Below are 21,260 nucleotides of genomic sequence, written 5' to 3' on the forward strand. Positions count from 1 at the left end.
GCGGGACATTGAGCCCTAACCTGATCCAGTCGGAGTTGTTCGGCCATGAAAAGGGCGCGTTCACCGGCGCGACCAAGCGCCGAATCGGCTGGGTGGAGCAGGCCCAGGGCGGGACCCTGTTCCTCGACGAGATCGGCGATCTGCCGCTGGACGTGCAGGTCAACCTGCTGCGATTCCTGCAACAGGGCGAGATCCAGCGCGTCGGCGGGGACGCCACGATCGCCGTCGATGCCCGCATCATTGCCGCCACCCACGTCGATCTCAATCGCGCCGTGCTCGAGGGCACGTTCCGCGAAGACCTGCTGTTCCGCCTCGACGTGCTGCCCCTGGAGATGCCGCCGCTGGCCGAGCGGGGTGCCGACGTGCTCGAGCTTGCCGAGCACTACCTGGCCCGTTTTTGCGACGAGCTGGGAGTAAAGCGAAAGCGTCTGACCCCGGCGACCGAGGCGGCACTGCGTACCTATGCCTGGCCGGGCAACATCCGCGAACTCATGAACCGGCTGCGCCGCGGCATCGTGCTGGCCGACGGGAACATGGTCTCGCTGCCGGAGATCAGGCCGCACCACGACGACGACAGCAATTTCCCCACCCTGGCCCGCGCCCGGGAACTGGCCGAACGACGGGTGATCGCCGAGGCAATCGCCCGCGCGGGCAACAACGTCACCGAGGCCGCGCGCCTGCTCGACGTCTCGCGCTGCACCCTGCACCGACTGATCCGCAAGCACGACCTCTCGATCGACTGACCCGGCGTTGCCACGTCGAGGGCGCCAGGTCCACCTTCACCGGTTCCCGTCCCGTCATTTCTTCTGGGCTCACGGTCGGGGCCGAGTCGTTTCCAACACGCGACACGCATCAACGCGTCACACCGGGCACCCAACGCCAACGGCGTCATTGCACGCGCCCATGCGCCAGAGTGGATCAACGGCCATTGGCGCTGTATCAGGATTGCGACGGTTCGACCGGGCCGACACCACGCCTGGATGCGACTCGCGCGGGGCCCCGCATTGCCGGCTGTATCACGCCTGCATCACTCGGCACCGGATCACGGGGGCTCATTTCGTAAGCCGCTGATTTTACGGCACTCAAAATCTTGGCCCCGGACTTGCTCCAGTGGGTGGCGTGGGAGCACGACGCTCCCCACCACTTCGGGAGCCAGGTCATGAACGACGTGTTCGGCAAACAGGATTTCATCTCGATCGCCGGGGACAGGATTCGGGTAACCCCAACCCGATCCGCACCACGGATGACCTCCGTGCCTTCGTCGGTTAACGAGTCCCGCCCGAATCCCGCGTTTACGGCCTCCCTCACGCTGACCCTGACCATCACCGCCACGCTGGCGGCCTCGCTGTGGTCGATCGATGCGTTTGCCGCCGGCTCAAGGGCCGCGGTCGAGGCCAGGCCGGGCGAGATCGTGCTCCAGCGTGCCGTCCCGACCCGCCATGCCGCCCGTGCCCAGCCCCCGGGGCGGGCCTTGCTGATCGATCCGAGTCCCAGGTCGGAAATGGAACAGGGCCTGTCTCACCTGGAAATATCCCCGGGCGGTTACGGGCAGGTGGCCGCGGGCGCAGGTAACGGCCCGTCGCACGCCGGCGGCATGGGCGGCTCCATCACCACGATCACCCAACAACTGGGCGGGTCCACGCACGGACGCCACTCGGCACCCTCGGTAGCCGGCGGGGCGATCGGCTCGGCCACCGGGTCGATTGGCTCGACCGTGACCGGAGCGCTGTCCGGCGCCGGCCTGCTTGGACAGGGAGGGACACGGTGATGGCCAGCCGCAGCAAGCATTCGCCCGATTTCACGCACCTGATCCGGTTTGCGCTGGTGGGGCTCGGGCTGTTCGCCCTGGCAATGACCGCCCAGATGATCGTTGCCGGCGACGCCCGCGCCGAGGCCTCCGTGCCCGGCGAATACGACTGGATGCTCGCCGTGCTCAACGACAACCACATCGGCGAGCACTTCGCCCAGGGGGCGACCGGCAACGTGTCCGTCAATACGGCCGCCGGCGCGGCAAATCTCCAGACCAACCAGCGCGCGTTGAACGGGACGATCGATGCGACTCAACGCATCGACAACCCAGGCCAGGCACGCCCTGCATGGATGGAGACGAACACGCGCATCGACGGGCAGGCATTCAGTCGTGGACAGGGCGTGCTGGGAGTGAACCAGGTGGCCGGCGACGGCAACGCCCAGATCAATTCAATGGCCCTTGCCCCCGCAGGCAAGGGATTCAAGGAGATTCGCACGCTCGAACCGGTGAACCCGGTTGGGGCGTCGGATTCGGCCGCCCGGGACGACGGGCAGTCGGGGGAGGTCTCTTCGGGACGGTATCGCGCGGTTGTCACCGACACCGCCTTTAGCGGATTCGGAGGGGTTCTCCAAATCAATCAGGTGTCGGGAAGCCGAAACGTGACGGCAAATCACTTCTCGATGTCCGGCCACCGACCCTGAACTCATGATCGAAGAAACCCCAACAAGAAGGTAGATGCCATGAAAACGCAACTCAAGATGACCCTGATCGCCTCGGCGGTCGCCGCGCTGGTCTCCGGCCCGGTAATGGCCTCCGAGTCCAACGGTGAGCATGAGGGCGGCCACCACAACATCCACATGAAGGTGAAGATCGATGTCGACAAGAACATCGATGTCGACAAGACCGTGGACGTCGAAAAGAACCTCACGCTCAACAAGACCCGTAACGAGATCGACCACGTCGATCGTGAGTTGCGTGACATCGTGATCAACGCCTCGGCGGGTGCCTCGGCACACGATACCCAGTTCATCCACGCCAACGACGTGCGCAACAAGAAGCTGACCAACAACGCCAGCATTGGTGACAACGTCGGCAACGGGGCCTCGGGCAACATCGGCATGAACGTCGCCGCCGGGGACACCAACGTGCAGGACAACGCCGCCGCACTGGCCGCTGTTGATGCCGGCTTCGTCTTCGGCGAGTCCTACGCCAGCGTGAATGTCGACCAGTCGAACCTGGCCAACACCACCCGCAACAGCGGCGTGATGAACAACGCCAGTATCGGCCAGAGCGCGTTCGCGAACGCCTCGGGCAATATCGGCGTCAACGTCGCCGCCGGCACCGGCAACGGTCAGAAGAACACCATGGCGGCCTCGGTCTCCACGGCACGCGTGGCCAACGCCACGCTGAGCAGCAACCAGGAGTCGATCGGTAACAGCATTCGCAACGAAGGCCGTACCGAGAAGTACACCGACTCGACCCAGGTGCAGCTGGCCGGCTGGAGCATGGGTGGCTACATGGGTGGCGGCGTCGGTGGCTACTCCGGCACCACCAGCGGCACCATCGACGGTGAAATGGACCAGATCAACAATGTCTACCCAGACATCTGGACTGGTTCGCAGCACACCGGCGGTTCCGCCGACGGTCACTTCGACCTCGACAACGGGGACGACGGTACCAACGGCACCCAAGGTGGCCTTGACCTCAACGACGATGGCGGCGCGCTGGCCTTCGGCACCCACGAGATGACCTACGAGGGCGAGGAGTCTGGTGGGCTGGGCTTCGTCGAAGGCGGCAAGGTTCTGCTCGGCAGCGTCATGAGCGGCGAAGTGGCTACCACACGCTACGTGGTCGTCAACGCCAAGAACGACGCCTCCCTGCTGGGCAACGCGTTTGCCAACGCCTCCGGCAACATCGGCGTGAACGTCGCCTCGGGCACCGGCAACCTGCAGAGCAACGCGCTCTCCATGGCCGTGGCCTGCAACACCTGCGCTGGTGGAACCGGCGAATAACCCGATCACTTGATCGGTCGACGGGGCGCGCAAGCGCCTCGTCTTTCCAGGCGACCACCCTAGATCGGTGTCGCCCGGAAAGACGATTGACTCGATTCCCATCACGGCCACCCCAGAGCGAGATATCACCGTGCAGGCACCCTCCCTCCGACCCAGCAGCGTCATCTTCACGCGCGCGCTTTGCGCGGCGGGGTGGGCCTTGTTGGTCTCGGGGTGCCTCTCGGCGATTGCCGCCTTGCCGGCCTCGGCGGCCGACGTGCGGTTTGCCGGTGTTCTTCCCCACGGCCAGATGGTGGAGAAGCCCGTGGAAAGCCTGCTCGAGCGACGGTATCGCAACGTGGTACGCCAGCAGTTCGATTTCTCCTGCGGGGCGGCGGCGCTCGCGACGCTGCTCAAGCACGCCTATGGCCTGAACCTTGACGAGGCGACGGTGCTGGCCGGGATGTGGGGTGTTTCCGACCCCGAGCAGGTGCGCACCCGGGGCTTTTCCCTGCTGGAGATGAAGCACTACCTCGAGCGGCTTGGCTATCGCGGCCGAGGTTACGAAATCGACCTGTCACGGCTGGGCCGGATCAACGTGCCCACGATCGTGTTGATGGACGTCAACGGCTACCAGCACTTTGTCGTGCTCAAGACGGCCGGTGACGGTTACGTGCACGTGGCCGACCCGGCGCTCGGCAACAAGCGCTATACCACCGAGGCATTCATCGAGGCCTGGCCGTCACGGACGGTCTTCGCGGTGATCGGTCCCGGATTCGATCGCCAGACGGTGCTGCTCGAACGCACCGACATTCCCAGCAGCGGCGACCTGCATCGACGCTCGGGGCAGGTGCCCACGGCCGATCTGCTCGATTTCGGTTTTCAGCATGCCGACCTGTTCTGAGGCCGGCGGCGTTACGAGGGTACGAACATGAAACGCAAGCACTGCATTCGATCCATGCACTATCACAACCAGCCCGCACCCACCCGAGAGCGGCCCGTACCGGGTCTGCCCACCAAGGCGCTACTGGTTGGCGGTGTCGCGGTCGGGCTGGCCTGCGCCGGCTTGTTGATCAGTGGCTCGGTGCTTGCGGCCAACCCCGCCATCGTCGCGCTTACCGACCCGGAACTTGCCGAAATGCGAGGCCGCTTCCTCGCTGCGGACAATCGCGTGATGTATTTCGGCGTCGAGATGATCACGCAGTGGCAGACAACGGGCGGCACGATGGCCGCCGGCCTGAGCGTCGGCATCGACCGGGCCGGTCGGACCCCCTCCGTGACCTTTGCCCCGACCGTGTCGATCCAGGGCGACCCCGGCATCGACAGCTCGGGCTCACACCTTGTTCAGGGAAATGCCACGGATCGCAGTCGCGGGGTGCGTCAGCAGATCCAGGTCGCCGGTAACGACAACCGCGCGGCAAACCAATTCGACGTGCGGATCGAGCCGCATCGGGGTGGCAGCACCGGCTCGGAAGGCGGCTACAACGTCGAGGTGCGCCAGGGCGGGGCGGTGGTGGCCGCCGGGCTTTCCAACGGCGGACGGCAGGCCGGGGTAAGCATGCAGCTGGGCAATTCGCGGGTCTTCCAGGGATTTCAGTCCGGCAACGCCGCCCAGGTAATCCAGTTGGCCGGCGATCACCAGGTGGTCAACAACCAGCTGCGTCTGGTGGTGGGCATCGACCCCAGCCGGATGAGCAGTCGAGAGCAGTTGCAGCGTCAGGTGGGTCAATCGCTGGCCACCCTGCGAGGCGGCATCTGACACCGGCCGCTCACGTCGGGGAAACCGCGTGAGCAAGGCAACGAATGGCGAGCGAGGGGAAAATCCCCAAGGAGTCGGGCCATGGATTTACCGGAAAGGGATGGGGCAGGGCGTATGAGTCGCCTGCCGATTGGGTTGTCGACACTGACGGTCTGCCTGTCACTGGGACTGGCGCCGATGGCCTGGGCGGCCAACGAGGCCGACAACGTCGAACAACTGCGGGCCGAGCTCGACGAGCTCAAGCAGCGCTACGTCAACGAGGTGCGGCGATTGCGCGAGATCGACGCGCGCCTGATGGCGGTGCAGACGCGATTGTCCGAGGCGGGCGTGGAACCCGAAGGCGATCTCGAACCCAGTCCTTCATTGGGGGCGCAGGCCGACGCCGGCGAGGCGGCGGGTAGCGCCCCCACCGCCGAGGACAAGCGCCAGGCCACTCGCCGCAGCGTCGACGACTTCCTCCAGCAGGAACACGTCGCCTTCGACCGGCCGTTGGTGCTCGAGGCGGGCTTCGAGTACAGCCGCTACGATCGCACGCAACTGACGTTGAACGGTTTTCTTGCCCTCGACGCGATATTCCTCGGTAACATCGCCGTCGACAACGTCGCCTCGGACACCTTCAAGTACACCCTGGCGGCCCGCTACGGCCTGACGCCACGATGGAACATCGGCGTTTCGGCGCCGTTCATCCAGCGCTACACGACCTACCAGAAGGGCGGGGCCGGCGGATCGGCGGCCGCCTTTGCCGAGGTGGACCAGACCAGCGATCTCGCCATCGGCGACACCACGGTCAATGTCAGTTACCGGTTGCTGCCCGAGACGGCCAGTCGTCCCGACGTGGTCCTGACCGGCAGCGTGATCGCGCCCACGGGGCGTGAGCCCTACGGGATCGACTGGCGGGTGATCGAGACCGGCGAGGATGCCGATGGCAACTCATTTGTCCGTTTCGCCGTCCCCGAGGAGCAGGCGACCGGCAACGGGCTCTGGGGCGTCGGCGCCTCGGTGTCCGCGGTCAAGACGCTCGACCCGGCGCTGCTGTTCGCCAACTTCGGCTACACGCACTACATCTCGCGCAGCTTCGACGATCTCAACAACGATCCGGACACCGTCAATCCCGGCGAGGTGAGCCTGGGCGATAGCTGGAACTGGGGACTGGGCCTGGCGTTCGCGTTGAACGATCGCGCCAGCCTGTCGATGTCCTACTCGCAGCAGATCAACGGCAAGGCCCGCACCAAGTACGACGGCGAGGAATGGGTCGACCTGATCGGCAGCGATGCCAACTCGGCGATGTTCAACCTCGGGCTGACCTACGCCTTGGGCAAGAAGACCACCCTGGTCACCACGCTTGGCGTCGGCCTGACGCCCGATGCACCCGACTTCACCCTCGGCATCCGTATCCCGTACGCGCTCTGACCACCCGGCAACGGGCGGCGTCGACCGATCCTCCTGCGGTCTTTCCCCCGCCGCCCGTGTCAGGCCGGGTGCGGGGGATTTTTTGCGTTCGGCCCCGGTCGGACTCGACAGGCATGGCCTTGATGACCCCGGGATGGTTATAGTCCGGGTTTCCCCCTAGAGGAGCGACGATGGACGATTTTCGCACCTGGCACTGGCTGGAGACGGTGATCGAGCTCGGCGGCTTGAAGCCCGCCTCCGAGCGGCTGCATCGCACCCCATCGACCATCAGTCATGCCATCAAGCAGCTCGAGCGCCGCATCGGAGTCACCCTGGTCGAAACCCGCGCCCGGCGCATCCAGCTCACCGAGGCCGGTTCGATCCTGCTCGAGCACATGCGCCCGCTGATCCGCGAACTCGAGGGCGTGCGTGGGGTGATCGAGCAGTTCCGGGATACCGGCGCCTCGGTCATGCGGCTGGCCGTCGACCAGGTATTCCCGCACGACCGCCTGATCGCGGCGATGGAAACCTTCTCCACCGAGTACCCGCACACGCGGATCGAGCTGTGCGAGACGGTACTGGGTGGCGGTCCGGCAATGTTCCGCGACGGCGAGGTGGGGATCTATCTCGGGCTTGAGCCGGTCGGTGACCACACCGGCGTCCAGGTCGGGCGGGTGCGGTTCGTGCCCTGTGTCGGTCCGAATCACCCGCTGGCGGAGATGGCCGCCGAGTTGCCCGACGACGAACGCCTCGCCGAGGGCCAGTTGCGGCAGCATCGGCAGGTCGTCCTGCGCGATTCGCACCCGGAGCGCAGCGCCAACGCCGGCTGGCTGGGCGCCGCGCAACGCATAACGGTCGATCACCTGCACACGGCGGTGGAATTGATGCGCTCGGGGCTGGGTTTCGGTTGGCTTCCCGAACACGAGGTGCGGGCGGAAAAGGACCTCGAGGTGCTGCCGGTCGACGACGGCCTGTGCCCCGAGGCGGCACTGATGCTCTATCGGCAACGCGACCTGATGGCGAGCCCCGCCCACCAGTGCATGATGGAATCCCTGGTCGACTCGGTCTCGGGGTAGGTTGCCCCGGGATCCGTTGCCTCGGAAGCCGTTACTTTGGGACGAGCCCTAGGGTCAGGCAGCCGCGCGCTCGGCGGCCAGCTGCCGGATCTTCTCGATCATGTTGGACAGGCCGGTGGCCCGGTTGGCCGAGAGGTGCGCCGACAGGCCGAGCTCGTCGATGAACCCGCCGTCGGTCGTGAGGATCTCATCGGCCGTGCGACCGGAATAGACGCGAAACAGCAGCGCGATCAGGCCATTGACGATCATCGCGTCGCTGGTGCCACGCAAGTCGAGCCGGTCGCCGTCCCACTCGTAGTCGAACCACACCTGCGATTGACAGCCATGGAACTTGTGCGCCTCGTCCTGCTTTTCGCACGGAAACGCGGGCATCTGCTTGCCCATGTCCATGATGTACTGGTAGCGCTCGGTCCAGTCGCCGAGAAAGGCGAATTCGTCCTTGAGCGCCTGGATCTCGGCGTCGATGCTGGGCGCCTGATCGGCCATGGGTAGCCTCCTGGTCAGTCGGTTTCGCGGACGGTGAAGCTCTCGCCGCAGCCGCAGCTGTCCTCGACGTTGGGGTTGTTCACGTGGAGCATGCGCGTCAGGCCGTCGACCACGTAGTCGAGTTCCGAGCCACGGATGGCATCGAGGCTCTGCGGGTCGGTGATGATCGGTATGCCGTCGCAATCGAACCACAGATCGTCATCGGCGACGTCGCGTGCCACGTCCATCACGTAGGCGAATCCGGAGCAGCCGGATTTCTTGATGCCCAGCCGCAGCCCCAGCGCCGTCGGATCGTCGGCGAACGTGCGCTCGAGGTGCTTGCGTGCCGCCTCGGTCATGGTCAGCCGCTGGCCCTCGGGCAGGGCAACGGCGCGATCGCGCGCGGCCTTGATCGCCGCCGGGTCGACCGGCGTGACGGGCGTGTCGGTAACGGGTTGTGCGCTGTGCGTCTGAGCGGTCATGGACCACCTCCGGTTCAGCTTTCTCGCGGCGTCTTGGCGACAAAAATGGTGTCGTTCTCGACTCGAACATCGTAACAGTCGATCGGCTCGTAGGCCGGGGCCGAGAGTGCCTCGCCGTCCCGCAGGCAGAACTCGGCGTTGTGCCAAGGGCAGGTGATGATGTCCCCGTCCAGCGGGCCCTCGGAGATCGGCAGTTCCTGGTGGCTGCATTCGTCGGCCACGGCCAGGATCACGCCATCGGCGTTGACCACGAGGATGTCGACGTCCGGGCCTTCCACCACGCGGCGCTCGCCGGGAGCCAGCTCGCGCTGCTCACAGACCCGGATCCAGTTGTCGTCCATCGATTCACTCACGGTTCGGCTCTCAAGGGTTTGATTTTTCTTCGGTCGGTTCGTTCCGGTTCGGTCAGAACATGCCCGTGGCGAGTTTCGCCTCGTCGGACATCATCTCGCGGCTCCAGGGCGGGTCGAAGACCAGTTCCACCGCCGCTTCCTCGATGGTGGGGATCTCCATGATCCGCTGGTGGGCATCCGAGGCGATCACGCCACCCATGCCGCAGCCGGGGGCCGTCAGCGTCATGTCCACCTCGACGCGCCGACCGGAGACGGGCAGGGATTCGACCTTCACCTTGTAGACGAGCCCGAGGTCGACGATGTTGATCGGGATCTCGGGGTCGAACACGCCGCGCAGTTGATCCCAGACCATCTTCTCGACCTCCTCGTCGGAGGCGTTTTCCGGCAACTCGGGCTGCGGGGGCGGCTCCTTGCCCAGTGCGTCGGCATCCTTGCCCTCGACCCGGAGCAGATGGCCGCGTGCCTTGATGGTGAAGCTGCCGCCCAGGGCCTGCATCAGCTCGACGGGCGTGTCCTTGGAGGCAAGTACCTTCTGGCCCGAAGGGACCATGGTGCAGACCACGTCCCGGGCCAGGCGAATGCGTTCCATCGGTTCCACGGTTGGTTCTCCCGGTTCAGACGAGCATGTCGCGCACGCGGGCGACCGCGGCGACGAACTGGTCGATCTCGTCGAGTGTGTTGTAGAAGGCCGCCGAGGCGCGCGCGGTCCCCGCCGGTGCCTCGACGCATTGCATCAGCGGCATGGCGCAGTGATGGCCGGTGCGCACGGCAATACCCATCGAATCGAGCAGGGTGCCGATATCGTGCGGGTGGGCACCATCGATCAGGAACGAGACCACCGGCACCTTGTGCGCCGCCTGGCCAACGAGGCGCAGGCCGGGGATCTCGGCGAGTCCCTCGGTCATCCGCTGGAGCAGGGCGGCCTCGTGGCGCTCGATCGCAAGCCAGTCGAGCCCATCGGCCCATTCGAGGGCCGCGCCGAAGCCGATCGCGCCCTCGATATTGGGCGTCCCGGCCTCGAACTTCGACGGCGGCGGGGCGAAGCGTACGCCGTCGAAGCGGACCTCCTCGATCATGTCACCACCACCCAGGAACGGCGGCAGGCGATCGAGCCAGTCCCCGCGGGCGTACAGGGCGCCGACCCCACTGGGGCCGAAGACCTTGTGGCTCGAACAGGCGTAGAAGTTGCAGCCCAGCGCCTGCACGTCGACCGGCCCGTGCGGCAGGCCCTGCGCGCCGTCGACCAGCACGGGGATGCCGTGTGCCTGGGCGGTCTCGGCGATGCGGGCGACCGGATTGACCGTGCCCAGCGCGTTGGAGACATGGTTGACCGCAATCAGCCGCGTCTTGTCCGTGATCAGGCCGGGCAGGGCGTCGAGCTCGAGATCGCCCCGGTCGTTGACCGGAATGGTGCGAATCACGATGCCCTTGCGCTGACCGACCATCAGCCAGGGCACGATGTTCGCGTGGTGCTCGAGTTCGCTCAGGATCACCTCGTCGCCCGCCTGCCAGTCATCCGACAGCGAGTGGGCCAGGAGGTTGATCGCCTCGGTCACGCCACGCACGAACACGATTTCGCGCTCGCTCTCGGCATTGAGCGACCGGGCGATCCGGGCACGGGCGTTCTCGAACCGTTCGCTGGCTCGGGCGGAGAGCGTGTGCACGCCACGGTGGATATTGGCGTTGTCGCGCTCGTAGAACTCGCGGATGGTGTCGATCACCACCTGCGGCTTCTGCGTGGTGGCCGCGTTGTCGAGGTAGACCAGCGGCTTGCCGTGCACCTGCTGGTCGAGCGCCGGGAACTGGGCCCGGATCGACTCGACGTCGAACGGCTGGGTGCGACCGTCGTCCGTCATCACTCGGTCTCGTGGCCGGCGAGGTCCTGCTCGCCCAGGCGCTCTTCGAGGCGGATGCTCAGCCAGTCACGCAGCTCGACCAGCGGGATCTCGTCGATCACCTCCTGGGCAAAGCCGGCGATCAACAGGCCACGCGCCTCGGCCAGCGGCACGCCGCGCGTGCGCAGGTAGAACAGGGCTTCCTGGTCCAGCCGGCCGATGGTGGCGCCGTGCGAGCAACTGACGTCGTCGGCGTAGATCTCGAGCTCGGGCTTGGCGTCGATCTCCGCGTTGTCCGACAGGATCAGGTTGTTGCTCGACTGGTACGCCTCGATCCGCTGGGCGTCTTCCTCGATCAGGATGCGACCCTTGAAGATGCCGCGACCGGCGTCGTCGGCGATGGTGCGGTAGTGCTCGTTGCTGGTGGTGTCGGCGGCCGCGTGCGTGATGCGGGTGTGAGTATCCAGCACCTGCTTGCCGCGCGGCATCATCAGCCCGATCAGGTCGGTGTGCGCGCCGGAACCGCCGACATGGATGTCGTACTCGCGGCGAATCATCTGCCCGCCGAGCTGGACGTTGTAGCTGTGGTAGCGGGCGTCGCGCTCCAGCGAGGCAAAGCTGCGCTCGGTCGCCAGGCGCGAGGCACCGTCCAGGCCCAGGGCGATGTGCGTCAACGCGGCGTTCGCGGCGATCGTCGAGACGATCACGCTGTTTCGCCAGGCAGGCTGGTCACCGACGGTCTCGATGTGCTCGACCACCGTGGCATTGGCGCTTTGGCCGAGGCGGACCAGCACGCGCGGGTGGCTCATGACCGATTCGGTGGCACCGTCGAGCCACTCGATTACGATCGGGCGCTCGATGGTCGCGTTGGCCGCGACGTCGATCACCACGCCCTCGCGGGCCATGGCCGTGTTCAGGGTCACTAGCGCGTCGTTGGGGTTCTCCACGCTCGGCGCCGGCTTGGGCGAGAAGGCCGCCTGACGAGTGGCCTCGTCGGCGTCCGCCAGTGCGGTCAGGGTCAGGCCCTCGGGCGCGTCGTTCGGTACACCCTGGAACACGCCGTCGATAAAGCGCAGGCGCAGCGGGTTGTCGAGCGGCAGACGGATGGCCGGCTCGATGTCCGCACCAACGCCGGCCGGGGCGCTGAAGTTGCCGCGCTGGATAGCGCGGATGTTGGTCCAGCGCCATTCCTCGTCACGCAGGCCGGGCAGGCCGAGCGTCTCCACCTGTTCACGCGCGGTGCGGGCGATGGTTGCCGGGGCCGCCGCCGTCTGCGGCAAGGCCGTCTTGAGCCAATCGGGAAGCCCTTGGCGCATCACGATGCCTCCTCGAGAATCTCCTGGTAACCCTCGGCTTCCAGGCGGTGGGCGAGGGTCTTGTCACCGGACTTGATGATCTTGCCCTTGTAGAGGACGTGGACGAAGTCCGGCTCGACGTAGTTGAGCAGGCGCTGGTAGTGCGTCACCAGGATGATGCCGCGCTCCTCGCCACGCATGCGGTTGATGCCCTCGGAGACCACCTTGAGCGCGTCGATGTCGAGGCCCGAATCGGTCTCGTCGAGCAGCGCAAGCTTGGGCTCGAGCAGCAACATCTGCAGGATCTCGTTGCGCTTCTTCTCGCCGCCGGAGAAGCCCGCGTTCACGCCGCGGTGCAGGAAGGCGTCGTCCATGTCCATGGAGGCAACCAGCTCGCGCACCTGCTTCATGAAGGTGAAGGTGTCGATCTCGTCGAGACCCTGCGCCTCGCGCTTGGCGTTCAATGCCTCCTTCAAGAGGTAGATGTTCTTGACGCCCGGGATCTCGACCGGGTGCTGGAAGCCCAGCAGCATGCCGGCCACGGCGCGTTCCTCGGTCTCCATTTCCAGGAGATCGTGGCCGTCGAAGGTGATCGTGCCTTGCGTGACCTCGTAGCCGTCACGGCCGCCCAGCACGTGACAGAGCGTGCTCTTGCCCGAGCCGTTCGGCCCCATGATGGCGTGGACTTCGCCGGCGTTGATGCTCAGGTTGATCCCCTTGAGGATCTCCTTGCCATCGATTTCGGCGTGCAGGTTCTTGATTTCGAGAAGCGCCATGTTGATAAGCCTCAATAGATTGTTCGGGTAACCGGTTGGTAATTCGTCGCGTTGCCGCGGGTCAGCCCACGGAGCCTTCGAGCGACACGGCCAGCAGGGCCTGCGCCTCGACGGCGAATTCCATCGGCAGTTCGTTGAATACGTCCTTGCAGAAGCCGCTGACCACCATGTTCATCGCGTCTTCCTCGGACAGCCCGCGCGAGCGCAGGTAGAACATCTGGTCGTCGCTCACCTTGGAGGTGGTCGCCTCGTGCTCGACCTGCGCGCTGGCGTTCTTCGCCTCGATGTACGGGAAGGTGTGCGCGCCGCAGCGATCGCCGATCAGCAGCGAATCGCACTGGGTGAAGTTGCGCGCGTCCGTCGCGGTCTTGCCGATGTGCACCAGCCCGCGGTAGGCGTTCTCCGCGCGGCCGGCGGAAATGCCCTTGGAGACGATCGTCGACCGGGTGCGCTTTCCCAGATGGATCATCTTGGTGCCCGAGTCGATCTGCTGGTAGTTGTTGCCCACCGCGACCGAGTAGAACTCGCCGACCGAGTCGTCGCCCTTCAGCACGCAGCTCGGGTACTTCCAGGTAATCGCCGAGCCGGCCTCGACCTGTGTCCAGGTGATCTTGGAGCGATCGCCACGGCACTCGCCACGCTTGGTGACGAAGTTGTAGATGCCGCCACGGCCTTCCTCGTCGCCCGGGTACCAGTTCTGGACGGTGGAGTACTTGATCTCGGCATCGTCGAGTGCGACCAGCTCGACCACGGCCGCGTGCAGCTGGTTCTCGTCGCGTTGCGGGGCCGTGCAACCCTCGAGGTAGCTGACCGAGGCGCCTTCCTCGGCGATGATCAGCGTGCGCTCGAACTGGCCGGTGTTCTTCGCGTTGATGCGGAAGTAGGTGGACAGCTCCATCGGGCATTTGACGCCCTTGGGGACGTAGACGAACGACCCGTCGGAGAACACCGCCGAGTTCAGGGCGGCGAAGAAGTTGTCGCCCTGCGGCACGACGGTGCCGAGGTACTGCTTGACCAGCTCGGGATGGTTCTCGACCGCCTCGGAGAACGAGCAGAAGATCACGCCGGCCTCGGCGAGCTTCTCCTTGAACGTGGTGGTGACCGAGACCGAATCGAACACGGCGTCGACCGCCACGTTCGCGCCCTTGACGCCGGCGAGTGCGGCCCGCTCATGCAGCGGGATGCCGAGCTTCTCGTAGGTCTCCAGGAGCTTCGGGTCGACGTCGTCGAGCGACTCGGGCGCCTCGGCGTCGAGCTCTTCCTGGCTCTTGGGCGCGGCGTAGTAGGACAGTGCCTGGTAGTCGATCTTCGGGTAGTGGACGTGGGCCCACTCCGGCTCGGTCATCTTCTTCCACTGGCGGAACGCCGACAGGCGCCACTCAAGCATGAACTCCGGCTCGTTCTTCTTGGCCGAGATCATGCGCACCACGTCCTCATCGAGGCCGGGTGGGATGATTTCCTGCTCGATGTCGGTCGTGAAACCGTACTTGTACTCGCGCTTGACGAGTTGTTCGAGTTCCTGTGTTTCGGTCATGTCGTTGTCACCTGGTCGAAGGCTGGTGGCCGGGCGGGTGCCCGCCCGGCGGTGTTCGTGTTCTCGATTCGTTCAGGACGCGTCTCGACGCGTGCCGGCCTCGGCGTCCTTGAGCTCGCCGCCGCGCGAACGCTCGTACCAGACCGGCACCTGGGTCGTCGCCTGGCTGCCCACGGGACGCGTCATGTCCGCCAGCGTGGTGGCATCGAGCAGGGCATGCACGCCCCGGTTGATCGCCTCCCAGTGGGGTCGGACCGCGCAGTCACCCTGCATCGAGCAGTCGTGGTCCGGTCGAAAGCAGTCGGTCATCGCGATCGGGCCGTCGATGGCCTCGATGATCTCGGCCAGCGTGATCTCGGCGGCCGGACGGGCCAGAAAGTACCCGCCGCTGCGGCCCTGGCGCGACTGCACGATCCCCTCGCCATTGAGCAGTTTCAACAGCTTGCCGACCGTCGGCATGTTGATGCCGGTGCGCTCGGCCAGGGCGCGGGCATTGGCGCGCTGCTCGCTCGGCTTTCCGCGCGGATCGCCGGCGAGTGCCGTCAACAGCACGATCGCGTAATCGCTCAGTCGGCTGATTTTCAACATGCCTGCCTCCGCGGATGGCGGTCCGGTGGCCCGGTTGCCGGACCGGTCTGCCAACTCGAAAGTGGTCGACCACGCCCACGGCACCGGGAATAAGTGGCTTAAAAGTACTAAACCGGTACGGTTTTTTCAAGCATAACGACCGCTCACGGAGTCCGGGTGTCGACACACACGGGCAGAAGGGGGTAAACCCTTGTCCCCACTTCGGTTTGGCGGCGTTTTCTGCTATCTTTCATCCCCTTTTTTCGACAGCCGGAATGACGAGGAATTCGTTCACGTGACGACGACAGCCACCCACCAGACATCCGTGCCCACCGATGGCGCCGGCAAGCGGCTCTTCATCAAGACCTGGGGTTGCCAGATGAACGAGTACGATTCGGCGAAGATGGCCGACGTGCTCGGCGTGTCGCGCGGGTTCCATCCGGTGAGTGACCCGGCCGAGGCCGACGTGATCCTGCTCAACACCTGCTCGATCCGCGAGAAGGCGCAGGAAAAGGTGTTTTCCCAGCTCGGCCAGTGGCGTCCGCTCAAAGAAAAGAACCCCGACCTGATCATCGGCGTCGGCGGATGCGTCGCGAGCCAGGAAGGCGAGGCGATCCGTGACCGCGCCCCGTACGTCGACATCGTCTTCGGCCCGCAGACCCTTCACCGCTTGCCCGAGATGGTCGCGGTGGTGGAGGCCGAGCGCACGCCGGTGGTCGACATCTCCTTCCCTGAGATCGAGAAGTTCGACAACCTGCCGGACCCACGCGCCGACGGCCCGGTGGCCTTCGTCTCGATCATGGAAGGCTGCTCGAAGTACTGCACCTTCTGCGTGGTGCCCTACACCCGGGGCGAGGAGATCTCGCGCCCGTTCGACGACGTCGTGGCCGAGGTGGCCGATCTGGCCGAGCAGGGCGTGCGCGAGGTGAACCTGCTGGGTCAGAACGTCAACGCCTACCAGGGGCCGATGCACGACGGGCAGATCGCGGACCTCGCTTTGCTGATCGAGGTCATCGCCCAGATCGACGGCATCGACCGCATCCGCTTCACCACCTCGCACCCGGTCGAGTTCACCGACCGCCTGATCGAGGCCTACCGCAACGTGCCGGAACTGGCGAGCTTCCTGCACCTGCCGGTGCAATCGGGGTCTGACCGCGTGCTGGCGCTGATGAAGCGCGGCCACATGGCAATGGAATACAAGTCGAAGATCCGCAAGCTGCGCGAGGCGCGCCCGGGCATCTCGATCTCCTCGGACTTCATTGTCGGCTTCCCCGGCGAGACCGATCACGACTTCGAGCAGACGATGAAGCTGATCGAGGAGATCGGTTTCGACCATTCCTTCTCGTTCATCTACAGCGCGCGGCCGGGCACGCCGGCCTCCAACCTGCCGGACGACCAGCCCGAGGAGGTCAAGAAGGCCCGCCTCAAGCGCCTACAGTCGCGCATCACTGAGTTCGAGCAGGAGATCTCCCAGTCGATGCTCGGCACCACGCAGACCGTACTGGTGCAGGGGCCGTCCAAGAAGGACCCCAACGAGCTGATGGGCAAGACCGAGAACAATCGCAGCGTGATCTTCCGCGGCCGGCCGGGCCTGGTGGGGCTGTTCGTGGATCTCGAGATCACGCAGGTCAACCCCAACTCGCTGCGTGGCGAGTTCATCGACATCCATCCGACCGACCGTGAGCGCGCCAAGGCGCGCAACCTGGTGGCAGCGTAATGGTGGACACGCAAGCCGAACGCCTCGAATTCGCCCTGGAGCCGGCCGACAACGAGCGGCTGGCCAACCTCGCGGGCACCTTCGACGAGCATCTGCGCATGATCGAGCGTCGACTGGGCGTGGAGATCAATCACCGCGGCAATCTGTTCGCGGTGATCGGACCGGCCGCGGTCGCCGGCCAGGTGGAGACCCTGCTCGCCGACCTGTACAAGCTCAGCGAAAGCCAGGTGATCGATCCCGAGCGGGTCAATCTGGGCATGCAGCAGGCCGGCATGGAAGAGGCGCCCCCGCCGCCGGGCGACGAGGTGATGATCAAGACCCTGCGCGGCATCGTCCGCGGCCGAGGCAACCGGCAGGTGCAATACCTCAAGGCGATCCGCGAGTCGGATCTCAACTTCGGTATCGGCCCGGCGGGTACCGGCAAGACCTATCTCGCCGTGGCCAGCGCGATCGATGCCTTTGAGCGCGGCCAGGTCCAGCGCATCGTGCTGGTGCGCCCGGCGGTGGAAGCGGGCGAGAAGCTGGGCTTTCTGCCTGGCGATCTGGCGCAGAAGATCGACCCGTACCTGCGCCCGATGTACGACGCGCTCTACGAGATGATGGGCTTCGACAAGGTCAACCGCCTGATCGAGCGCAACGTGATCGAGGTCGCGCCGCTAGCCTTCATGCGCGGACGCACGCTCAACGAGTCGTTCGTGATCCTCGACGAGGCGCAGAACACCAGCATCGAGCAGATGAAGATGTTCCTCACCCGCATCGGGTTCGGCACCTCCGCGGTGGTCACCGGCGACATCACCCAGGTCGACCTGCCCAAGGGGGTGACCTCGGGCTTGCGACACGCGATCGACATGCTCAGTGAGGTGGAAGGCGTGCAGTTCACGTTTTTCCAGAGCCGCGACGTGGTGCGTCACCCGCTGGTCAAGCGCATCATCGATGCCTACGAAAGCCGGGGACGGGCGACCGATTGAACGCCCGCGTCTCGATCGACCGACAGCGCGCCTGCCAGGCACGATGCCCGTCCCGGGAGACGCTGACGCGCTGGGTCGCGCAAACCCTCGACGAACTGGACGCGCAAGGGCCGGGTGAGGGCGAGGTGACGGTGCGCTACGTCGAGCCCGGGGAGAGCCGGGAGCTGAACGCGCAGTTTCGCCACAAGGATCGACCGACGAACGTGCTGTCCTTCCCGGCCGCGGATGAACCGGGCGAGCTGATGACGCTGCCCGGCTCCGATCGTCCCTACCTGGGAGACCTGGTCATCTGCCCGGCGATCGTCGAGCGCGAGGCGGCCGAGCAGGGCAAGAGTCGGCGCGCGCATCACGCCCACATGGCGGTTCATGGGATTTTGCACCTGTTGGGCTATGATCACCTCACCGATGAGGAGGCCGAGCGGATGGAATCGATCGAGATTCGCGTGCTCGCCTCGCTGGGTTACCCCGATCCCTATGCCTGACTTGCCACACCGTTGCGACCGGTGAAAGCGTGTAGCGGGTCGGGTTGATCCATTTGATTTTCCTCACCTTTATCCCTTCTGAAAAAGAGCCCCATGGAAGACGAACCTCCTAGTACGGACTCGCCGCGCGGGTCCCTGTTGCAACGCGTAAAGCAACGCCTCTGTCCCTGTGAAATCCGGTCGGTCGACCAGATGAAGTCCCTGGTCCGCCAGGCGACGGAAACCGAGGTGTTCCCCGTGTCGACCGGCGGATTGATCGACTCGGTGCTGGATTTCCACGATCTGCGCGTACGCGACGTCATGGTGCCGCGTGGCCAGATGGACGTGATCGAGGAGGGCACCACGCTGCCGCAACTCCTCTCGGCCGCGATCGAGACCGGCCATTCCCGTTACCCCGTCATCCGCAGCAACCGCGACGAGGTGATCGGCATCCTGCTGGTCAAGGAACTGCTGCGTTTCTATGCCAATTCGCAGGAGCAGGGTGGGGACGAGACCGGTTTCGACCTGCTCTCGCTGGTCCGTACCCCGATGTTCGTACCGGAAAGCAAGCGCCTTGATGCCTTGCTCGCCGAATTCCGTCTGACCCGCACGCACATGGCCATCGTCCTGGACGAGTTCGGTGGAGTGGCCGGTCTGGTGACCATCGAGGACGTGCTCGAGGAGATCGTCGGTGACATCGACGACGAGTTCGATGTCGAGGAGCGGGTGAACATTCGCCAGCAGGCGCCGCGACGCCACACCGTTCGCGCGTTGACGCCGATCGGCGAGTTCAACGAGGTGTTCGGCACCGACTTCTCGGACGACGAGTACGACACCATCGGCGGCTTGGTATCCAACACGTTGGGCCACCTGCCGCGCCGCGGCGAGGTCGCCCGTCTGGGCGAGTACGAGTTCAAGGTCCTCGGGGCCGACCGGCGCCGTCTGCACCTGCTGCTGGTGACCAAGCTCGACTTCGAACCGAGCGAGGACGCGGATGGCGCATCGGCCAGCGACGAGGGCTGACCGGGCAGCGGGAGACGGTGCGGCGACCGGGTCGACTCCGGTTGCCATCCCGGACCGGTTGAACGGCTGGCTCGGCAGCCTGCTGGCGCTGCTTGCCGGCGCGTCCCTGGTACTGGCCTTCGCGCCGTTTGAATTCTGGCCGGCCGCCATCCTGGCGCCGGCCGCCCTGTTTGGGCTCATCCGTCGATGCACGCCGGGTCGTGCATTCCGACTGGGATGGTGGTTCGGGCTGGGCCAGTTCGGTCTCGGCGTGAGCTGGGTCTACGAGAGTTTCACCCTGTTCGGCGGTATCGTCGCCCCGTTGGCCGTCCTGGTCACTTCACTGTTCGTGATGGGCCTGGCGTTCTACCCGGCCGTCTCTGCCTGGCTGGCCGTGCGTGTCACCCGTCGAGGCCAGTGGCCGGCGCGCGCCGCGGCGTTCGCCGCCAGCTGGGTCCTGATCGAGGCCCTGCGCGCCTGGCTCTTTGGCGGGTTTCCCTGGCTCAACCTGGGGATCAGCCAGGTGGACGGGCCGTTGGTCGGCTGGCTGCCCATCGTGGGCGAGTACGGTGTCAGCGCGATCCTGCTCGTGCTCGCCGTGGCGGTGTGGCGTGTCGTGAGCCAACTGGGGTCTCACGGGCCGGATTGGCGTCGCTGGGTGGGGCCGGTCGCGCTGATTTCCGCCGTCTTGCTGGCCTCCTTGCCGCTGCAGCGCGCCGAGTGGTCGCAGCCGAACGGCTCGCCACTGACTGTCGGGCTGGTGCAGGGCAACATTGCGCAGATGCAGAAGTTCGACCCGGCGTTCTTCCAGCGCACGCTCTCGATCTACCGCGACCTGACCGCGTCGTTGCCGGCAGTGGATCTGATCGTGTGGCCGGAAACCGCGATTCCGCGGGTGATCGGCGATCTTCCCGACCTTCGCGCCGAGCTCGACGCGCTTGCCAACGACCGCGACGCCACGCTCCTTGCCGGCACCTTCACGCGTGATGCCGCCGGTCGCTATTACAACGCGCTGCTGGGTTTCCCCGGGTCGTCGGGCGAGTACCGAAAGCGCCACCTGGTGCCGTTCGGCGAGTACTTCCCGTTACGCGGTCTGATCGAGCGCATGCCATGGCTCTTCGAGGTCCCGATGTCCGACCTGAGCCCTGGGCCGTCGGACCAGGCACCGTTGCGTGTCGATGGCGTGATGCTGGGCGCGTCGATCTGTTTCGAGGCGGACTTCTCCCGTGACATCCGCGCCACCATCCCCACCGCCGACGTGTTGGTGACCGTGTCGAACGACTCCTGGTTCGGCGATAGCTTCTCACCGCACCAACATCTGCAAATGGCAAGGGCCCGTGCCATCGAGTTCCAGCGCCCGTTGGCACGCGCGACCAACACCGGCATTTCCGCGATCATCGATACGAACGGTCGTGTCCGGGAAATCCTGGGGACCGGCGAGCAGGGCGTGCTGACGGCCGAGCTGCAGCCCCGCCGGGGCAACACGCCCCTGGCCCTTACGGGTGCCTGGCCCGTACTGGGCTTGATGTTGCTCGTGCTCGCCGTGGCGGGATGGCGGTCGAGGGCGATGAGCAGGCCGGGCTGAGCCGACCACTTGTCAGGCGAGCCCGCGTAACGCTCGTATCGAATTGTCCAGAAACGAAAAACCCCCGCCATCCGGCGGGGGTTTCGTGATTCCATCGCAAGGTGAAATCGGGTCTGGTGGCTATGGGTGGATTCGAACCACCGACTCCGGCATTATGAGTGCCGTGCTCTAACCAGCTGAGCTACATAGCCAAGCGAGGCGCGCATTATCGGGATTCCCCGGGGGCTTGTCAACCCTGTCCGCGCGCCTTTTCAC

Annotated in this window: 22 protein-coding genes and 1 tRNA gene; 13 read left to right on the plus strand and 10 right to left on the minus strand. The window is 65.7% G+C overall.

From position 1 onward, the window contains the following. From FAZ79_RS01110 to FAZ79_RS01145, 8 genes are all read left to right on the plus strand, one after another. Positions 1–743: sigma 54-interacting transcriptional regulator (locus FAZ79_RS01110; RefSeq protein WP_136866082.1), on the plus strand; the 743-nt coding region annotated here is incomplete at its 5' end. Positions 744–1,159: 416 nt separating this feature from the next. Then, positions 1,160–1,768 carry a hypothetical protein gene (locus tag FAZ79_RS01115; protein WP_136866083.1) on the plus strand — a complete coding sequence of 203 codons (609 nt, stop codon included), beginning with the start codon at positions 1,160–1,162 and terminating at the stop codon, positions 1,766–1,768. Beyond that, positions 1,768–2,451: a hypothetical protein gene (locus tag FAZ79_RS01120; RefSeq protein WP_136866084.1), complete on the plus strand. Its 684-nt coding sequence runs from the start codon at positions 1,768–1,770 to the stop codon at positions 2,449–2,451. Before FAZ79_RS01115 ends, FAZ79_RS01120 begins: the two co-directional genes overlap by 1 nt. A 39-nt stretch (positions 2,452–2,490) precedes the next feature. Beyond that, positions 2,491–3,762, plus strand: a complete 1,272-nt coding sequence (locus FAZ79_RS01125) for an adhesin (RefSeq protein WP_136866085.1) — start codon at positions 2,491–2,493, stop codon at positions 3,760–3,762. A 130-nt stretch (positions 3,763–3,892) separates the two neighbouring features. Next, complete coding sequence (locus FAZ79_RS01130; RefSeq protein ID WP_211238767.1) at positions 3,893–4,645, plus strand: C39 family peptidase; 753 nt, start codon at positions 3,893–3,895, stop codon at positions 4,643–4,645. 27 nt (positions 4,646–4,672) lie between these two features. Continuing rightward, the gene (locus FAZ79_RS01135) at positions 4,673–5,500 is read left to right on the plus strand and encodes a hypothetical protein (protein WP_136866086.1); all 828 of its coding nucleotides are present in this window, start codon (positions 4,673–4,675) and stop codon (positions 5,498–5,500) included. A gap of 114 nt (positions 5,501–5,614) precedes the next feature. Then, positions 5,615–6,910, plus strand: coding sequence for a hypothetical protein (locus FAZ79_RS01140; protein WP_211238768.1), 1,296 nt, complete (start codon positions 5,615–5,617; stop codon positions 6,908–6,910). Positions 6,911–7,080: 170 nt separating this feature from the next. Further along, positions 7,081–7,965 (plus strand): LysR family transcriptional regulator, encoded by an 885-nt coding sequence (locus FAZ79_RS01145; protein WP_136866087.1) that lies wholly within the window; start codon positions 7,081–7,083, stop codon positions 7,963–7,965. Positions 7,966–8,019: 54 nt separating this feature from the next. Here the strand turns inward: FAZ79_RS01145 and FAZ79_RS01150 are convergent, their stop codons facing one another. The 9 genes from FAZ79_RS01150 to FAZ79_RS01190 all read right to left on the minus strand — a co-directional run bounded on the left by FAZ79_RS01150 (position 8,020) and on the right by FAZ79_RS01190 (position 15,293). After that, positions 8,020–8,451, minus strand: coding sequence for a SufE family protein (locus FAZ79_RS01150; RefSeq protein WP_136866088.1), 432 nt, complete (start codon positions 8,449–8,451; stop codon positions 8,020–8,022). Positions 8,452–8,465: 14 nt separating this feature from the next. Continuing rightward, positions 8,466–8,912, minus strand: a complete 447-nt coding sequence (locus FAZ79_RS01155; protein WP_136866089.1) for an iron-sulfur cluster assembly accessory protein — start codon at positions 8,910–8,912, stop codon at positions 8,466–8,468. A 14-nt stretch (positions 8,913–8,926) separates the two neighbouring features. Continuing rightward, the gene (locus FAZ79_RS01160; protein WP_247709455.1) at positions 8,927–9,265 is read right to left on the minus strand and encodes a non-heme iron oxygenase ferredoxin subunit; all 339 of its coding nucleotides are present in this window, start codon (positions 9,263–9,265) and stop codon (positions 8,927–8,929) included. A 52-nt stretch (positions 9,266–9,317) separates the two neighbouring features. Further along, positions 9,318–9,863: a putative Fe-S cluster assembly protein SufT gene (gene sufT / locus FAZ79_RS01165; RefSeq protein WP_136866090.1), complete on the minus strand. Its 546-nt coding sequence runs from the start codon at positions 9,861–9,863 to the stop codon at positions 9,318–9,320. A 16-nt stretch (positions 9,864–9,879) separates the two neighbouring features. Next, a complete protein-coding gene (locus FAZ79_RS01170; protein ID WP_136866091.1) occupies positions 9,880–11,121 on the minus strand; it encodes a cysteine desulfurase in 1,242 nt (413 codons plus the stop codon). Then, a complete protein-coding gene (gene sufD, locus FAZ79_RS01175; RefSeq protein WP_136866092.1) occupies positions 11,121–12,416 on the minus strand; it encodes a Fe-S cluster assembly protein SufD in 1,296 nt (431 codons plus the stop codon). The genes FAZ79_RS01170 and sufD overlap by 1 nt, the downstream gene beginning before the upstream one ends. Beyond that, a complete protein-coding gene (gene sufC / locus FAZ79_RS01180; protein ID WP_136866093.1) occupies positions 12,416–13,171 on the minus strand; it encodes a Fe-S cluster assembly ATPase SufC in 756 nt (251 codons plus the stop codon). Before sufC ends, sufD begins: the two co-directional genes overlap by 1 nt. 61 nt (positions 13,172–13,232) lie before the next feature. Next, complete coding sequence (gene sufB, locus FAZ79_RS01185; protein WP_136866094.1) at positions 13,233–14,705, minus strand: Fe-S cluster assembly protein SufB; 1,473 nt, start codon at positions 14,703–14,705, stop codon at positions 13,233–13,235. Between the two features lie 72 nt (positions 14,706–14,777). Then, entirely contained in the window at positions 14,778–15,293 is a 516-nt protein-coding gene (locus FAZ79_RS01190) for an SUF system Fe-S cluster assembly regulator (protein ID WP_197039037.1), read from the minus strand. 274 nt (positions 15,294–15,567) lie between these two features. On the opposite strand from FAZ79_RS01190, the gene miaB reads away from it, so the two are divergent. From miaB to lnt, 5 genes are all read left to right on the plus strand, one after another. Then, positions 15,568–16,989 carry a tRNA (N6-isopentenyl adenosine(37)-C2)-methylthiotransferase MiaB gene (gene miaB / locus FAZ79_RS01195; protein ID WP_282097221.1) on the plus strand — a complete coding sequence of 474 codons (1,422 nt, stop codon included), beginning with the start codon at positions 15,568–15,570 and terminating at the stop codon, positions 16,987–16,989. After that, positions 16,989–17,957 (plus strand): PhoH family protein, encoded by a 969-nt coding sequence (locus FAZ79_RS01200; RefSeq protein ID WP_136866095.1) that lies wholly within the window; start codon positions 16,989–16,991, stop codon positions 17,955–17,957. Before miaB ends, FAZ79_RS01200 begins: the two co-directional genes overlap by 1 nt. Beyond that, positions 17,954–18,439: an rRNA maturation RNase YbeY gene (gene ybeY / locus FAZ79_RS01205; protein ID WP_247709456.1), complete on the plus strand. Its 486-nt coding sequence runs from the start codon at positions 17,954–17,956 to the stop codon at positions 18,437–18,439. The genes FAZ79_RS01200 and ybeY overlap by 4 nt, the downstream gene beginning before the upstream one ends. 192 nt (positions 18,440–18,631) lie before the next feature. Further along, on the plus strand, positions 18,632–19,441 hold the full coding sequence (locus FAZ79_RS01210; protein WP_231505731.1) for a transporter associated domain-containing protein: 810 nt from the start codon (positions 18,632–18,634) through the stop codon (positions 19,439–19,441). A gap of 58 nt (positions 19,442–19,499) precedes the next feature. After that, positions 19,500–21,005: an apolipoprotein N-acyltransferase gene (lnt, locus tag FAZ79_RS01215; protein WP_169303510.1), complete on the plus strand. Its 1,506-nt coding sequence runs from the start codon at positions 19,500–19,502 to the stop codon at positions 21,003–21,005. Between the two features lie 114 nt (positions 21,006–21,119). On the opposite strand, the gene FAZ79_RS01220 is transcribed toward lnt, so the two are convergent. Next, positions 21,120–21,196: transfer RNA gene (locus FAZ79_RS01220), tRNA-Met, on the minus strand. Between the last annotated feature and the right edge of the window lie 64 nt (positions 21,197–21,260).

This window comes from Guyparkeria sp. SB14A (genome assembly GCF_005096345.1).
Taxonomy (GTDB): Bacteria; Pseudomonadota; Gammaproteobacteria; order Halothiobacillales; family Halothiobacillaceae; genus Guyparkeria; species Guyparkeria hydrothermalis.

Coding starts and splice junctions, on each gene's coding strand:
- FAZ79_RS01115 (WP_136866083.1), top strand. CDS start 1,160: ATGAACGACGTGTTCGGCAAACAGGATTTCATCTCGATCGCCGGGGAC.
- FAZ79_RS01120 (WP_136866084.1), top strand. CDS start 1,768: ATGGCCAGCCGCAGCAAGCATTCGCCCGATTTCACGCACCTGATCCGG.
- FAZ79_RS01125 (WP_136866085.1), top strand. CDS start 2,491: ATGAAAACGCAACTCAAGATGACCCTGATCGCCTCGGCGGTCGCCGCG.
- FAZ79_RS01135 (WP_136866086.1), top strand. CDS start 4,673: ATGAAACGCAAGCACTGCATTCGATCCATGCACTATCACAACCAGCCC.
- FAZ79_RS01140 (WP_211238768.1), top strand. CDS start 5,615: ATGAGTCGCCTGCCGATTGGGTTGTCGACACTGACGGTCTGCCTGTCA.
- FAZ79_RS01145 (WP_136866087.1), top strand. CDS start 7,081: ATGGACGATTTTCGCACCTGGCACTGGCTGGAGACGGTGATCGAGCTC.
- FAZ79_RS01150 (WP_136866088.1), bottom strand. CDS start 8,451: ATGGCCGATCAGGCGCCCAGCATCGACGCCGAGATCCAGGCGCTCAAG.
- FAZ79_RS01155 (WP_136866089.1), bottom strand. CDS start 8,912: ATGACCGCTCAGACGCACAGCGCACAACCCGTTACCGACACGCCCGTC.
- FAZ79_RS01170 (WP_136866091.1), bottom strand. CDS start 11,121: ATGACGGACGACGGTCGCACCCAGCCGTTCGACGTCGAGTCGATCCGG.
- sufD (WP_136866092.1), bottom strand. CDS start 12,416: ATGCGCCAAGGGCTTCCCGATTGGCTCAAGACGGCCTTGCCGCAGACG.
- sufC (WP_136866093.1), bottom strand. CDS start 13,171: ATGGCGCTTCTCGAAATCAAGAACCTGCACGCCGAAATCGATGGCAAG.
- sufB (WP_136866094.1), bottom strand. CDS start 14,705: ATGACCGAAACACAGGAACTCGAACAACTCGTCAAGCGCGAGTACAAG.
- FAZ79_RS01190 (WP_197039037.1), bottom strand. CDS start 15,293: ATGTTGAAAATCAGCCGACTGAGCGATTACGCGATCGTGCTGTTGACG.
- FAZ79_RS01200 (WP_136866095.1), top strand. CDS start 16,989: ATGGTGGACACGCAAGCCGAACGCCTCGAATTCGCCCTGGAGCCGGCC.
- FAZ79_RS01210 (WP_231505731.1), top strand. CDS start 18,632: ATGAAGTCCCTGGTCCGCCAGGCGACGGAAACCGAGGTGTTCCCCGTG.